This window comes from Sphingomonas sp. M1A8_2b, from assembly GCF_053345535.1.
Window position 1 is genome coordinate 338,866 of record NZ_JBKFAH010000004.1, and the last position, 13,407, is coordinate 352,272.

Genomic DNA, 13,407 nt, shown 5'->3' on the forward strand with positions numbered 1-13,407 from the left:
ATTGGATCGGTGGTCTGTCCTCGGCACGGCGGTCTGCTCGGACAAGATCAGCCAGTGGCAAGGTGGGTTGTTCGGCCCTAATTGCATGCAAAGGCGGTCTTGCCGTGAGATCCTGTCGCGCAATTAGTCTTACATATTGACCGCGCTTCGACGGCCCAATATCGGTTGCGGCAGATAAAAACGGGAGGGATCGAAATGCGCCAACTGTATCGCAACGTCGCGCTGGCAATGACTCTGATGACGACCACGGCGATGTCCGCCTCCGCGCAGGACGCGCCCGCGGCCGCTCCGGCTAGCGCCACGGCGACGGTCGGTATCGACGCGAGCCGGCCCGGCCCGGTGATGAACCGACAGGTGTTCGGCCAGTTCGCCGAGCATCTCGGCCACGGCATCTATGGCGGGATCTGGGTCGGCGAGAAGTCGTCGATCCCCAACGACCACGGTTATCGTCGCGACGTGCTGGAGGCGCTGAAGGCGGTCAAGGTGCCGATGGTGCGCTGGCCGGGCGGGTGCTTCGCCGACGAATATCACTGGCGCGACGGCATCGGCACGCGCGGCAAGCGGCCGATCAAGATCAACACCAACTGGGGCGGCGTGAACGAGGACAACGCGTTCGGAACCAACGAATTCATGGGGTTCGCCGAGCGCTTGGGCGCCGAAGCGTATATCTCCGCCAACGTCGGCAGCGCGCCGCCCAGCGAGACCGCGCAGTGGCTCGAATACATGACCTCGCCGAATGGCTCGACGCTCGCCAAGGAGCGCGCGGCGAACGGCCACCCCGCACCGTACAAGGTGCCGTATGTCGGCATCGGCAACGAGCTGTGGGGCTGCGGTGGCAACATGCGCGCCGAATATGCCGCCGACCTGACCAACCGCTACGGCGTGTTCGCCAAGTCGGGGAACGGCAAGATGCTCCGGATCGCCAGCGGCCCCAGCGAGGGGGATTACGACTGGACCGACACGATGATGCGGATCGCCGGCAAGAACATCGATGGTCTGTCGCTGCATTACTACACGCGGCCGCGTGACAAGGTGTGGACCGATAAGGGCCCGGCGCTTGGTTTCTCGGAGCATGAATGGGCGCTGACGATGCAGCACACGCTGCAGATGGAGGAGTTCGTCACCAAGCATTCGGCGATCATGGACAAATATGATCCGGGCAAGACCAAGTGGCTGGTCGTCGACGAATGGGGCACGTGGTACGATCCGACGCCGGGCAGCAACCCCGGCTTCCTGGTGCAGCAGAACAGCGTCCGCGACGCGGTGGTCGCCGGGCTCAACCTCAACATCTTCGCGCATCACGCCGATCGGGTGAAGATGGCGGCGATCGCGCAGATGGTGAACGTGTTGCAGGCGATGCTGCTGACCGACGGCGCCAAGATGGTGAAGACGCCGACCTATTGGGTGTTCGACCTGTACAAGCCCTGGCAGGACGCGACGACGCTGCCGGTCGATCTGAAATCGCCCTGGTATCACGAGTCCGAAGTGGCGGTGCCGGCGGTCAGCGTCTCGGCGGTCCGTGATGTCGCGGGCAAGGTGCACGTCGCGCTCGTCAACCTCGATCCGCATCGCGCTATCCCGGTGGCGATGACGCTCGCGGGCGTTCAGGCGAGCGGCGTGACCGGGCGGATCGTCACGGGAACGACGATGGACGCGCATAACAGCTTCGAGCAGCCCGATACGGTGCGCCCGGTCGCGTTCAACAGCGCGCAGGCGGCGGGCGGTACGGTGTCGGCGACGTTGCCGCCGATGTCGGTGGTCGTGCTCGACCTGCAATAAGACGGCGCCCTACCGCTCCCGGTCGGGAGCGGTAGGGACTTTCGTATTCAGAGCGGTAGCGGCAACGCGCGCGTGGTGGTGAACGCCGCCGACTGGCCGGGGACGCCGGTGCCGGGTTGGCCGCTGCCGACGGTCACGCGGTATTTACCGGCGATCACCCGGCGCGTGCCGTCGGTCGCGACGCTGCTGAGATCGCGCGGCGACAGGTCGAAGCTGACGCTGCGGCGCTCGCCCGGTTTCAGCGCAATGCGCTTGTATCCGCGCAATGCCACGCGCGGAGTGCCCGGCTGGTCCGGGAAGTTGAGATACAGCTGGACCACCTCGTCGCCGGTCCGCGCGCCGGTGTTGCGGACTTCGGTGGTGACCCGCAGTCCCGTTTCGGCGCCGTGGGCGGCGGGGGTGACGGTCAGCGGCGTGTAGGCGAAGCTGGTGTAGCTCAGGCCGTGGCCGAAGGCGTAGACCGGCTTGCCCTCGAAATAGCGGTAGGTACGGCCTTTCATCGCGTAATCGCTGAACGGCGGCAGGTCGGCGACGCTGCGATAGAAGGTGAGCGGCAGGCGCCCTGCGGGGTTGGTCCGGCCGCTCAGGACGTTGGCGATCGCGAGGCCCCCCGACTGGCCCGGATACCAGGCCTCGACGACCGCGGCGGCATTATCCTTCGCCCAGGCGAGGTTGATCGGGCTGCCGTTCATCGCGACGACGATCACCGGCTTGCCGGTCGCCTTGGCTTTGGCGAGCATCGCCACCTGGTCCGCGGGCAGGTCGAGCGTGGTCTTGTCGCCGCCCTCGAAGCCCGGCACCGTGACGCCGGTCTCCTCTGCCTCCAGGTCGGAGGTGAGCCCGACGACCGCGACCAGCACGTCGGCGGTCGAGGCGGCACTCGCGAGGTCGGCATCGGGGGAGGCCGAGATCCGCTTCCAAACGAGGTCTGCGCCATCGTTCGACGTGACGCGGAACGGATAGCGGCGGCCCTTGACGAGGTCGATCGTGGTGAAGGTCGGCAGGTCGTTCCACTGCGACCCCTTGCGATCGGACGCGACCGCGCCGGCGAATTCGAGCACGCCGCCTTTGCCCGAGAGGCCGACCCGGTAGGTGCCGCTTTCGGGGGGAGTCAGCGATCCCGCCCAGACGGTACGGTGGTGCGTGTCGACCTTGGCGAGCGAGAGATTATAGTCGCCGACGTCGCGCTCGACCCGTTCGGCGACGGGGGTGTCCTGATAGCGGATCGCGTCGAGTTGCTGCTTCATGGTCGCGGGATCGAACAGCGCGGGCAGCTTTTTGGTCGGGTTGTAGTAGCGCACGAGGACGCCCGGTTTGCCGTCGGGCGTGCGCAGCGCCGACGTCGGTACGCGGTCGCCGTCGGTGACCGAGGGGGAGAACGGCACCAGCGTGACGTCGCCCGCCGGCATTACCGATCGCAGCCCGTCGAGGACCGACACCGGCGGCGCGGACAACGGTGACGAGTAATTGCCGCGCAGCACGCGCGTCGCGTCGCCGAGCGGGCCGATGACCGCAAGTTTCGTGCCCGGCTTGAGCGGCAGGATGCCGGCGTTCTTGAGCAGGACAAGGCTTTCCTCGGACGCCTTCAACGCCAGCGCGTCGTGCGCCGGCGTGCCGATCTGCGCGACCGGCACGACACGATCGCGCCCGGTCTGTATCCCCGGCAGGTCGCCATTGCGGATCCGCGCGGAGAACAGCCGGACGAGCGACCGATCGATGTCGCCGACCGAGATCAGATCGCGGTCAAGCGCCTCGCGGAAGCGTTCGCCGAGCCCCGCCTGATCGCCGAGCGTCGCGGTGTTGCATTCATTGTCGACGCCGGTTTTCAGCGCGGTAGCGACGGCGCTCGCCTGATCGGGGGCGTAGTGGTGGTTGTCGGCGATATCCTTCACCGCATCGCAGTCGGATACGACGAAGCCGGTAAAGCCCCAAGCCTGGCGCAGATGGTCCTTGAGCAGCAGGTCGCTCGCGCACGCGGGCTGCCCGTCTATGCGGTTATACGCGCACATGATCGAGCCGGCGCCACCCTCGACGATCGCCGCGCGGAAGGCGGGGAGATAGGTGTCCTCGAGATCGTGCGGCGAGACGAACACATTGGCCTTGTGCCGCGTCGATTCAGGCCCGCTGTGCACCGCGAAATGCTTGGGCGTGGCGATCACGTCGGGCAACGACGGATTGGGCCCTTGCATCCCGGTGACGAACGCGACGCCCATATGCGCGGCGAGGAACGGATCCTCGCCATAGGTCTCCTGGCCGCGACCCCAGCGTGGATCGCGGAAAATGTTGACGTTGGGCGACCAGGTATCGAGCCCGGTGCCGATACGCCCGAGCCGTCCGGTCCGGCGGCCCAACGTGTGCAGCGCGCGGACCTCCGTGCTGATCGCACCGGCGACATCGTGGACGAGCGGCGCATCGAAGCTCGCGGCGAGGCCGATCGGCTCGGGGAAGTTGGTGGTCGGCACCGGCCCGAGCGCGCCGTGAAGCGATTCGGTCCACCAGTTATACGCGGGGATGCCGAGCCGCGGGATTGCCGGCGCGACGTTGAGCAACTGCGGGAGCTTCTCGTCGACGGTCATCCGCGCGACGATCGCCGTGGCGAGCGCGTCGGCCTGGGTACGCGCTGCATCGGTCTGCGGTGCTGGCGACGTCTGCGCCTGAAGGGGCAGGGCGGCGAGCGCAGCTCCGGTCAGCATGAGCGTGCGCAGTACGCCGAACGTCGATTTGCCCTTCGCAGTGTTTCGCGACTGTATCACCCCAGCATCCTCCAGTATTTTGTAGGAGTGACCTTAAGCCGGGCGGCGGCGCAATGGCTACGACATTTCGTAGGTTCGACTTGGAAGTTGAGATTTTCTACTGGCGAGCGGAATATCGAATACTATCCTGCTGCGTTGACAGCGCCGCTATATAGCCTGACAAGATCCCGCATAATCAGAGGATACGCTCGCTGACGCGCAGGTCATGCGTGACGATCGGCACGGACGAGGATCAGACAATGCGCACTACTCGCCGACACGGGATAACGGCTGCTCTGACGGTTTTGCTGTCGACCGTTGGGGCGCAGGTTGCGGCGGCGCAGGCCGATCCGCTGACGCCGACCGGCCGCTGGAGCGCGAACCAGCGCGGCGATGCCGCGCTGCCGCCGATGGGCTGGAGTTCGTGGAATGCGTTCGCGACCGACATCACCGAGGACAAGATCCTCGCATCGGCGCGGGTGATCGCGGACACGGGACTGGCCGCCAAGGGCTATCGCTATATCAATATCGACGATGGCTGGTGGTTGAAGCGACGTCTGTCGGATAGCCGGATGATGATCCGATCGGCGAATTTCCCGTCCTCGGTGATCGCGGGCAAGGACCCGAGTTTCCGGCCGTTCACCGACAAGCTCCACGCGATGGGGTTCAAGGCGGGGATCTACAGCGACATCGGGCGCAATTCCTGTGGCCAGGTCTTCACCTCGACGATGCCCAACCAGCCCGAAGGCAGCGTGATGGAGCGCGAGATCGGTCTGTACGGCCATGTCGATCAGGATATCCGGCTGTATTTCAAGGACTGGGGGTTCGACTTCATCAAGGTCGATGCGTGCGGTATCCGCGGTCTGCCGGCGAGCAATCCCGCGGTGAAAGCCGGCAAGTACCGCGCGTTCGTGCCGCTGATCGATGCGGATTCGCTGGCGCGCACCGACGTGCCGGCGGTGCGCGGGCTGTACACCCAAGTCGCCGACGCGCTGGCGAAGTATAACGACACGAACGACTATCTGTTCTCGCTGTGCCTGTGGGGATCGGCCGATGTCCGCGCCTGGGGCAAGAACATCGGCGGCATATCGCGGACCAGCGAAGACATCTCGCCGCATTGGGGGCGGATGCTGCACAATCTCGACACCGTGTCGCGGCGCGCGCTGTATGCGCATCCCGGATCGTGGAACGACCCGGACATGCTGTTCGTGGGCAGCGGCGATTTCGACGAACGGCACATGACTGAGGCGAAATCGCATTTCGCGTTGTGGGCGATCGAGAACGCGCCGCTGTTCATCGGCTACGACCTGCGGAAAGCGTCGCCCGCGTTGCTCGACCTGATCGGCAACGCCCGGATCATCGCGGTCAATCAGGATCGCGCGGGCAACCAGGCGACGCTGGCGTTCGATACCGACGAGGTGCAGATCTTCGTCAAGACGCTGGCCAACGGCGACAAGGCGGTGGCGGTGTTCAATCGCGGGAGCGGCGCGGCGGACGTCGTCCTGACCGCGGATCATCTCGCGTATCGCGATACCGCCGATGTCGAACTGACCGATCTGTGGACCGGCGCGCACAGCAAATTCCGCAAGCAGCAGAGCCTGAAGCTGGCCCCGCGCGAAACGCTGATCTTCACCGCCAAGGGCGATCGGCAGTTGCGCGGCGGCGTGTTCCTGTCCGAGCAACCGGGCAGCGTCAATCCGGCGGTCGACGGGGTGGAAACGCCGCAACCCGATCCGCTGGTGCACCGTGCGCCGCTGGCGTGGCAGGGCACGCGAGGAGCGGGGGACTTCCCGCGTTATGGTGGCTGGGGCGGGGCCCGCGTCGATCGGACGCCGTATGACCAGCCGCTGGGGGTGGCGGGGGAAGCGCTGCCGCACAGTCTCGGCGTGCTCGCCAATTCGCGGCTGGAGGTTCGAAACACCGGCTATCGCACGCTGCGGACGCGTGTCGGGATCGACGATTCGACGACCGACCGTGCGCGCGCGGTGACCTTCCTGGTGTACGGCGACGGGCGGCTGTTGGCGCAGTCGCGTGCCGCGCGGGGCGGCGAGGCGGCGCAGGACCTGTCGGCGAACGTCGCGGGGGTGAAGATCATCGAACTGGTCGCACGCAGTCCGGGTGCCGGTGGCGCGCAGATCTCGGTCGATTGGGGATCGGCGGCTCTTACGCGTTGACGAAACGGCAGCGGAAGACGTCGGCGGTTATCCCTTTCGCGCAAGACATGTTTCCCCGCGAAGGCGGGGATGCAGACTGGGCTCCCGCCCTCGCGGGAGAACATGGAGGGACATGTTGCCATACCCTTGCGGCCTCGTCCTTCTTCGAGGGGGATGGGCACCGGCGACGTCGGGCGCGCGTCATTCGGCGTGTGGGCAGTGTTCTGGCGTTGCGGCAGTCCAACAGTGCGCGTCACCGGTATGCTGAAGAGCAAACTGATCTGTCGGCCTTTAAAGTGCGATCCGCCCTGACGCTTCGCTCAGCGCTCCATCGCGCTGCGCGTATCCTCCAGCGCCAGCGTGACGAGCGCGGTCATCGCCGCGCTGGCGCCTTCGGCATCCTCGGCGGCGATCGCGTCGAAGACCTTGACGTGATCGGGGATCGGATCGCGGGGCAGCGCGCGCAGGCGTTGCTTGTACTGCGTCGTCCAGTTGACCGCCGCACCGATCGACGCGCTCAGCACGACCATCGCGTCGTTCTGCGTCGCCTGCAAGATCGTGTCGTGGAACGTGCGGTCGGCTTGGCGGCCCTGCTCGGTCGCGAGTGAAAAGCGCTTCATCGCGGCGAGCGCGTCGCGCATGATCTTCAACTCGGCCTTGTTGCGCCGTGCCGCCGCCATCGCCGCGGCGGCGGGCTCGATGACCATCCGCATCTCGAACAGGCTGCGGACGAGTTGCGGATCGGGTTCGCCGGTAAACGCCCAGGCCAGCACGTCGGGATCGAGCAGGTTCCAGCGGTTGCGCGGCAACACGCGCGTTCCCGCCTTGGGCCTGCTCTCGACCAAGCCCTTGGCGGTCAGGACCTGGATCGCCTCGCGGTAGGCACCGCGCGACACGTTGAGTTCCTCGGCGAAGGCGATCTCACCCGACAGCGTCTCACCCGGCGAGAATTCGCCCGACAGGATCGCCACGCCGAGCTTGTTCGCCACCGCCCCGCGCAACCTGCGGCCCGACGATCGCAGTGGCAACGTCGCGTCTGAGGTGGGCTCTGGTGTCGCGGAGAGGGGTTCGTCCATAACTTTGCATTATGCCTTTATCGTCGCATACGACACTAGCAATTGCTCGGAGCAATCTTAACAGGTGTTTGACGCGCGCGGCGGTCGCTGTCGTCGACGCAAGGCAGCGACCCGGCGATACGAGTCCCTTGGTGGGATCGCATCGCCGGGGGGCTGATGATCACATGAAGCGGCTCATCAGGTTCTCGATCCGCTCCTGCCGGCCCGAGCGCGGCTTCGGATCGATCGCGCGGTCGCCCGCGAGGTCGGCGATCGTCGCGAGGTCGCTGGTGCCGATCATCTTGCCGAGCTCACCGTTCCAGCCGGCGTAACGCTCGGTCTTGAACGCATCGAGACGACCGTCCTCGATCAGCGCGGCGGCGTTGAGCAGGCCCTTGGCGACGACGTCGATCCCGCCGACATGACCGTAGAACAGGTCGATCGGGTCCATCGACTGGCGACGGACCTTGGCGTCGAAATTGAAGCCGCCGGTCTTGAAGCCGCCGGCGCGCAGGATTTCGACCATCGCGAGCGTGAGTTCCTCGACCGAGTTGGGAAACTGATCGGTGTCCCAGCCATTCTGCGGATCGCCGCGGTTGGCGTCGATCGAGCCGAAGATGTCGAACGCGGCGGCGGTGGCGATCTCGTGCTCGAAGGTGTGGCCCGACAGCGTGGCGTGGTTCGCCTCGATGTTGACCTTCACTTCGTTCTCAAGGCCGTAGCGCTTGAGGAAGCCGTACACGGTGGCGGTGTCGAAGTCGTACTGGTGCTTGGTCGGCTCGTGCGGCTTGGGTTCGATCAGGATCGTGCCCTTGAAGCCGATCTTGTGCTTGTGCTCGACCACCAGGTTGAGGAAACGGCCGAAATTATCCAGCTCGCGCTTCATGTCGGTGTTGAGCAGCGTCTCATAGCCTTCGCGACCGCCCCACAGCACGTAGTTCTCGCCGCCGAGACGGTGCGTCGCCTCGAGCGCATCGCGGACCTGCATCGCGGCGAACGCAAAAACTTCGGGGTCGGGATTGGTCGAGGCGCCGGCGGCGTAGCGCGGGTGGCTGAACGCGTTGGCGGTGCCCCACAGGAGCTTGCGCCCCGACGACGCCTGGAGCTTTTCGAGATGGTCGACCGCTTCGGCGAAGTATTTGCGGTGCTCGGCGACCGAGTTCGCGTCGGCCATCACGTCGACGTCGTGGAAGCAGTAGAAGGGCACGTCGAGGCGGGTGAAGAAATCGAACGCCGCCTCGCGCTTTTCCGCTGCCGCCGCGCTGTCGTTGGCGCCGCGATGCCACGGGCGATCGAACGTGCCGCCGCCGAACACGTCGGAGCCGGGCCAGCAGAAGGTGTGCCAGAAGCAGGCGGCAAAGCGCAGATGCTCTGCCATCGTCTTGCCGAGCACGACCCGGTCCTTGTCGTAGAAGCGGTAGGCGAGTTCGTTGGTGGTGTCCGGGCCCTCGTACTTGATCGGGGCGATGTCGGCGAAGAAGTCGGCCATCAAAAATTCCTTGGCGAGTTTTTGGGGGTGATGCGGGAATAGGCGGCACGGAACGCGTCTCGCTTGGCGGCGAGCGTATCCGCGATGGCGGGATCGGGAACGATGGTGCGGGCAACGGGCGGCGCGACGCAGACCGAGGCCGGATCGCCGCCGTCGACCGCGAGCTGCGCGAGCCGGGCGGCACCGAGCGCCGGGCCGACCTCGCCGCCTTCGAGATAGACGAGTTCGACATCCATCGCCGCAGCGATGATCCGGCCCCAATAGCCCGAGCGCGCGCCGCCGCCGATCACCGACAGGCGATCGACTGTGGTGCCGGTCTCGCGCAGCACGTCGAGCCCGTCCGCCAGCGCAAAGGCGACGCCCTCCAGCACGGCCTGTGCGAGGCGGTTGCCGTCGGTGTCGTTGTCGAGGCCCAGAAACGCGCCGCGGACGTCGGCGTCGTTGTGCGGCGTCCGCTCGCCCGAGAGATAGGGGAGGAACAGCTCGGGGCCGCCGGCCGGTCCGACCGACTCGGCGCGTGCAAGCAGGTCGGCGACGCTCTGCGTCCCGGTGATCCGCGCGACCCAGTCGACGCACGAGGCAGCCGACAGGTGCACCGACATCTGATGCCACAGGCCGGGCAGCGCGTGGCAGAAGGTATGCGCCGCGCGCTCCGGGCTGGGCCGGAAGTCGTCGGTGGCGACGAAGATCACCCCCGACGTGCCGAGCGAGAGCAGCGCGTCGCCATCGCGGACGACGCCGACACCGACTGCGCCGGCCGCGTTGTCGCTGCCGCCTGCGGCGACGGGTACGCGCCGCATGCCCCATGTCTCGGCGATGTCGGCCTGAAGCTGGCCGGTTATCGCCGACCCTTCGAACAACGCGGGCATCTGCGCGGTGGACAGGCCGCATGCCGACAGCAGCGTATTGCTCCAGCGTCGCGCACCGACGTCGAGCCACAGGGTGCCGGCGCTATCCGACAGGTCCGACGCCTTGTCGCCGGTCATCTGCAGCCGGACGTAATCCTTGGGCAGCAACACCGTCGCGATCTTCGCAAAGACGTCCGGCTCGTGGTTGCGCAGCCACAGCAGCTTGGGGGCGGTGAAGCCCGGCATCGCGATGTTGCCGGAGATCGCGCGCAGTTCGGGTACTGCAGCCTCCAGTTCGGCGCACTCCGCGGCGCAGCGGCCGTCGTTCCACAGGATCGCGGGGCGCAGCGGACGATCGTCCGCGCCGAGGACGGTCGCGCCGTGCATCTGCCCGGCGAGACCGATGCTGCGGACCGAGCGCCGGACGCTGGCGTCGATCGCTAGCACCGCGGCGTTGGTCGCGCGCCACCACGCATCCGGATCCTGTTCGGACCAGAGCGGGTGGGGGCGCTGGACGGTGAGCGCGGCGGTGCCCTGGCCGACGACCGCGCCGGCCTCGTCGAGCACCACCGCCTTTACGCCGGACGTGCCGATATCGATTCCGAGAAACATGCGCTTACTTCTTGAACGGATCGATGGTGCGGATCGAGCCATCGGGATTGAAGGTGAGCTCGGTCATCTTCGCCGATCGCAGATGGTTGCGGTTCGACAATTGCGTATCGTGGTAGACCAGCTGCCACGTGTTGCCGACCTTCAGGATCGAATGATGCGTCGTCCAGCCCTGCACCGGCAGCAGGATCTTGCCCTGATAACGGAACGGGCCAAGCGGGCTGGTGCCGGTCGCATAGGCGATGAAGTGCGTGTCGCCGGTCGAATAGGTGAAATAGTATTTGCCGCCGCGCTTGAACATCCACGAGGCTTCGAAGAAGCGCCGATCGTGATCGCCGCCGAGCAGCGGCTTGCCGGCTTCGTCGAGGATGACGACGTCGCGTGGTGGCGCGGCAAACTGCTTCATGTCGGGCGTCAGCTTGGCGACCTTGGGCATCAGCGCGGGCTTGTCGTCCTGCTTGAGGTCGGTGTCGCCGGCGTTCGGATCGAACCTGCCGGTCGCCCAGCGCTGCAACTGGCCACCCCAGATGCCGCCGAAATACATGTAGCTCGCGCCGTCGGTATCGGTGAACACCGCCGGATCGATCGAATAGCTGCCCTTGATCGGCATCGGTTCGGCCTTGAACGGACCGACCGGCGACTTCGACGTCGCCACGCCGATCCGGAAGACGCCCTTGGCGTCGCGCGCGGGGATGTAGAGGTAATAGGTGCCGTTCTTGTAGGCGGCATCAGGCGCCCAGCTCTGCTTCGACGCCCAGGGGATGTTCTTAACGTCGATCGCGACCGGATGGACGGTCACCGGTCCGCCGACCCGGTCCATGCTGAGGACGCGGTAGTCGTGCATCGCGTACTGGTTGCCGAGATCGTCGTCGGGGATGCCGGCGTCGACGTCGTGGCTGGGATAGATATAGATCTTGCCGCCGAAGACATGAGCCGACGGATCGGCGGCGTAGATCTCGCGCGTCAGCGGCTGCGCGCGATACTGTCTGCCATCGGGGCTGATCGTCGATCCGGTTTTCGGCGGCGTCGATTGCGCGCCCGATATCGTCGCGGTCAGCGAGGTCGCGCTGAGAGCGACGATCGCCAGTGCGGTGCGGGGGAACAGGCTATGGCGCATTGCGGATAGGTCCTCTCTTTTACCGCCTGCCCTCTACGGAGCCTGTCGGTGAATATCGATACCGCTACCATATGCAGGGCGTCGGCAATGGGCAAGCGTTGACGAAGCGCGGCGGCGGATTCGCCGTTGCAGGCAGATCCATTTCTCGAACCTCCGACTTCGCGACCCCGTCGTTCATTTCGCCCCGTCTTGGATTGGTGGGGGAGGGGAGGATCGGGTTCCATATCACCAAACGTCGGCAGCATAAGCGGGCCGATACACGCCCAACCCTCCCTTTCGCGAAGGCGAAAAGACGCTGGACCCTTCCTCTCAAGAGAGAGGCAGATTCGATTTCGATCCACCCTAGTCTTGTCGGCAAGTCTGGCGCGTTCGTCGAACCTCCGTTCGCCAGCTTCAAGCTTCTTCGGCATAGTAACGGAAATCGTGCCGACTTGGTTTGCGGTCCCGGATCGTTGCGCTAACACCGCTGTCATGACAGTCTCTTCGCCAGCGCCAATCCGCTCCTCGCGCCGCGGAGGCTCGACTCCCACCATCAGCGACGTGGCGGCGCGCGCGGGTGTATCGCCGATGACCGTCTCGCGCGTCATCAACGGCGAGACGAACGTGCGGCCCAAGACCCGCGAGATCGTCAATGCGGCGATCGAGGCGCTGAACTACGCGCCCAATCCCGCGGCGCGCAGCCTAGCCGGGGCCGGGCAGACTCGGATCGGTCTTCTTTACAGCAATCCGAGCGCGGGCTTCCTGAGCGAATTCCTGCTCGGCAGTCTCGAACAGGCGAGTCGCCGCGACGTGCAGATCGTCGTCGAAAAATGCGAACTGGGCGATCACGAGCTTGAGGTCACGCGGCATCTGATCGAGGGTGGGATCGATGGAATCATCCTGCCGCCGCCGTTGTGCGAAGCCGCGGGAGTCCTTGATCTTCTCGCCAAGGCGGGCATCCCGGCGATCGCCGTCGCGACCGCGATGCCATCCGCAGACCAATTGGCGATCGGCATCGACGATCGCGAAGCGGCGTCGATCATGACGCAGCACATCATGGATCTCGGCCATCGCCGGATCGGCTTCATCACCGGCGATCCTAATCTGTCGGCAAGCGGCCAGCGCTATGCGGGCTATACTGCGGCGCTCGAGCAGGCGGGATTGCCGTTCGATCCGGCGCTGGTCGCCGATGGCCTGTTCACCTACCGCTCGGGACTCGACGCGGCGGAACAACTGCTCGCGCTCGAAAATCCGCCGACCGCGATCTTCGCGTCCAACGACGACATGGCAGCGGCGACCGTCGCGATCGCGCATCGTCGCGGGATCGACGTGCCGGGCGATCTGACGGTGTGCGGGTTCGACGATACGACTCTGTCGACCGCGATCTGGCCCGAACTCACGACGATCCACCAGCCGATCGCCGATATGGCGCGTGCGGCAGTCGACCTGCTGGTCACCGCGATCCGCCAATCGGGCAACGGCGCAAAGATCGAACGCCACCAGACGCTCGATTTCACGCTGATCCGCCGCCAGTCTGACGCCGCGCCGCGCCGTCGACCGCGCGAGAGCCGCACTTGACGCGAGCCGCAGAATTGATAGCGATACCATAGAGACGCGGATCGGCCGATCGATACCTGCGCCGTTGT

At 66.1% G+C, this 13,407-nt stretch carries 8 protein-coding genes; 3 read left to right on the forward strand and 5 right to left on the reverse strand.

What is annotated here, in order from left to right; genetic code table 11:
* The first annotated feature begins 237 nt into the window (after nucleotides 1-237).
* Nucleotides 238-1,779, forward strand: a complete 1,542-nt coding sequence (locus ACLBWL_RS16770; RefSeq protein ID WP_447795054.1) for an alpha-N-arabinofuranosidase — start codon at nucleotides 238-240, stop codon at nucleotides 1,777-1,779.
* Between the two features lie 47 nt (nucleotides 1,780-1,826).
* On the opposite strand, the gene ACLBWL_RS16775 is transcribed toward ACLBWL_RS16770, so the two are convergent.
* Nucleotides 1,827-4,472, reverse strand: coding sequence for a glycoside hydrolase family 3 C-terminal domain-containing protein (locus ACLBWL_RS16775; RefSeq protein ID WP_447795056.1), 2,646 nt, complete (start codon nucleotides 4,470-4,472; stop codon nucleotides 1,827-1,829).
* Between the two features lie 299 nt (nucleotides 4,473-4,771).
* On the opposite strand from ACLBWL_RS16775, the gene ACLBWL_RS16780 reads away from it, so the two are divergent.
* Nucleotides 4,772-6,685 carry an NPCBM/NEW2 domain-containing protein gene (locus ACLBWL_RS16780; RefSeq protein WP_447794925.1) on the forward strand — a complete coding sequence of 638 codons (1,914 nt, stop codon included), beginning with the start codon at nucleotides 4,772-4,774 and terminating at the stop codon, nucleotides 6,683-6,685.
* Nucleotides 6,686-6,984: 299 nt separating this feature from the next.
* Here ACLBWL_RS16780 and ACLBWL_RS16785 read toward each other — a convergent pair whose 3' ends face one another.
* The 4 genes from ACLBWL_RS16785 to ACLBWL_RS16800 all read right to left on the reverse strand — a co-directional run bounded on the left by ACLBWL_RS16785 (nucleotide 6,985) and on the right by ACLBWL_RS16800 (nucleotide 11,782).
* Entirely contained in the window at nucleotides 6,985-7,740 is a 756-nt protein-coding gene (locus ACLBWL_RS16785; RefSeq protein WP_447794927.1) for a FadR/GntR family transcriptional regulator, read from the reverse strand.
* Between the two features lie 160 nt (nucleotides 7,741-7,900).
* Complete coding sequence (gene xylA / locus ACLBWL_RS16790; protein WP_447794929.1) at nucleotides 7,901-9,211, reverse strand: xylose isomerase; 1,311 nt, start codon at nucleotides 9,209-9,211, stop codon at nucleotides 7,901-7,903.
* Nucleotides 9,208-10,668: a xylulokinase gene (xylB, locus tag ACLBWL_RS16795; RefSeq protein WP_447794931.1), complete on the reverse strand. Its 1,461-nt coding sequence runs from the start codon at nucleotides 10,666-10,668 to the stop codon at nucleotides 9,208-9,210. Before xylB ends, xylA begins: the two co-directional genes overlap by 4 nt.
* 4 nt (nucleotides 10,669-10,672) lie before the next feature.
* A complete protein-coding gene (locus ACLBWL_RS16800; protein ID WP_447794933.1) occupies nucleotides 10,673-11,782 on the reverse strand; it encodes a glycoside hydrolase family 43 protein in 1,110 nt (369 codons plus the stop codon).
* A 471-nt stretch (nucleotides 11,783-12,253) separates the two neighbouring features.
* On the opposite strand from ACLBWL_RS16800, the gene ACLBWL_RS16805 reads away from it, so the two are divergent.
* Nucleotides 12,254-13,339, forward strand: a complete 1,086-nt coding sequence (locus ACLBWL_RS16805; protein ID WP_447794935.1) for a LacI family DNA-binding transcriptional regulator — start codon at nucleotides 12,254-12,256, stop codon at nucleotides 13,337-13,339.
* Nucleotides 13,340-13,407 lie beyond the last annotated feature (68 nt).